At 66.2% G+C, this 1,826-nt stretch carries 1 protein-coding gene; it reads left to right on the top strand.

All coding sequences use genetic code 11. From position 1 onward, the window contains the following. A partial coding sequence (gene nirB / locus V9L20_RS27195) for a nitrite reductase large subunit NirB (RefSeq protein ID WP_337298904.1) occupies positions 1-1,826 on the top strand: 1,826 nt, incomplete at both ends.

Below are 1,826 nucleotides of genomic sequence, written 5' to 3'. Positions count from 1 at the left end.
ATGCTGCGCGGCATGAGCGTCACCGTGGTGCACGTCATGCCCTGGCTCATGGAGCGCCAGCTGGACGACGTGGCCGGCAAGCTGCTGCAGAAGTCCCTGGAAGACCGGGGCCTGAAGTTCCTCATCGGCGCCCAGACCCAGGAGCTGGTGGGCGACGCCGAGGACGGCAAAGGCGGGCGTGTCAAGGCCATCCGCTTCAAGGACGGCACCGAGGTGGCCGCCGACCTGGTCGTCATGGCCGTGGGCATCCGCCCCAACACCGCGCTGGCCGAGCAGATGCGCCTGCACTGCAACCGCGGCATCGTGGTCAACGACACCATGCAGACCGTGACCGATGCGCGCATCTACTCGGTGGGCGAATGCGCCGCCCACCGCGGCATCGCCTACGGCCTGGTCGCCCCCCTCTTCGAGCAGGCCAAGGTCGCGGCCAACCACCTGGCCCAGTTCGGCATCGGCCGCTACCTGGGGTCGCTGACCTCCACCAAGCTCAAGGTCACCGGCATCGACCTGTTCTCGGCCGGGGAGTTCATGGGCGGCGAAGGCACCGAGGAGATCGTCATGAGCGACCCCTTCGGCGGGGTCTACAAGAAGCTGGTGATCAAGGACGACAAGCTGGTGGGCGCGTGCCTGTACGGCGACACGGTGGACGGCAGCTGGTACTTCAAGCTCTTGCGCGACGGGCGCAGCGTGCACGACATCCGCGACAAGCTGATGTTCGGCGAATCCAACATCGGCGACACCGGCCACGAGGGCCACAACAAGGCCGCCAGCATGCCCGACGAGGCCGAGGTGTGCGGCTGCAACGGGGTGAGCAAGGGCACCATCTGCAAGGCGATCAAGGAAAAAGGCCTGTTCACGCTGGACGAGGTCAAGAAGCACACCAAGGCCAGCGCCAGCTGCGGCTCGTGCACCGGCCTGGTGGAGCAGATCCTGATGTTCACCGCCGGCGGCGACTATTCGGCCACGCCCAAGAAGAAGGCGGTGTGCGGCTGCACCGATGCGAGCCACCAGGAGGTGCGCGACGCCATCAAGAAGGACCACCACCTGACGCACGAAGCGGTGTACCGCCACCTGGGCTGGCGCACGCCCAACGGCTGCGCGACCTGCCGCCCGGCGGTGAACTACTACCTGATCAGCACCTGGCCCAAGGAGGCCAAGGACGATCCGCAGAGCCGCTTCATCAACGAGCGCAGCCACGCCAACATCCAGAAGGACGGCACCTATTCGGTGATTCCGCGCATGTGGGGCGGCCACACCACGCCGGACGAGCTGCGGCGCATCGCGGATGCGGCGGACAAGTACAAGATTCCCACCGTCAAGGTCACGGGCGGCCAGCGCATCGACCTCTTGGGGGTGAAGAAGGAAGACCTGGAGGGCGTCTGGAAGGACATCGGCATGCCTTCGGGCTTTGCCTATGCCAAGAGCCTGCGCACGGTGAAGACCTGCGTGGGCAGCGAGTGGTGCCGCTTCGGCACGCAGGATTCCACCCAGATGGGCAAGGACCTGGAGCGGGCGCTGTGGGCGATGTATTCGCCGCACAAGGTCAAGCTGGCGGTTTCGGGCTGCCCGCGCAACTGCGCCGAGGCGGGGATCAAGGACGTGGGGGTGATCGGGGTGGATTCGGGCTGGGAGCTGTATGTGGGGGGCAACGGCGGCATCAAGACGGAGGTGGCGCAGTTCCTGGTGAAGGTGAAGACGGCGGCCGAGGTGATGGAGTACTCGGGCGCCTTCCTGCAGCTGTACCGCGAGGAAGGCTGGTACCTGGAGCGCACGGTGCACTACATCGGGCGGGTGGGGCTGGACTATGTGAAGAAGAAGATCCTGGA

Source organism: Variovorax sp. CCNWLW225, from assembly GCF_037204045.1.
Taxonomy (GTDB): Bacteria; Pseudomonadota; Gammaproteobacteria; order Burkholderiales; family Burkholderiaceae_C; genus Variovorax.
Note: the sequence above shows the minus strand (reverse complement) of the source record. Positions and strands in the feature narration are given on the sequence as shown.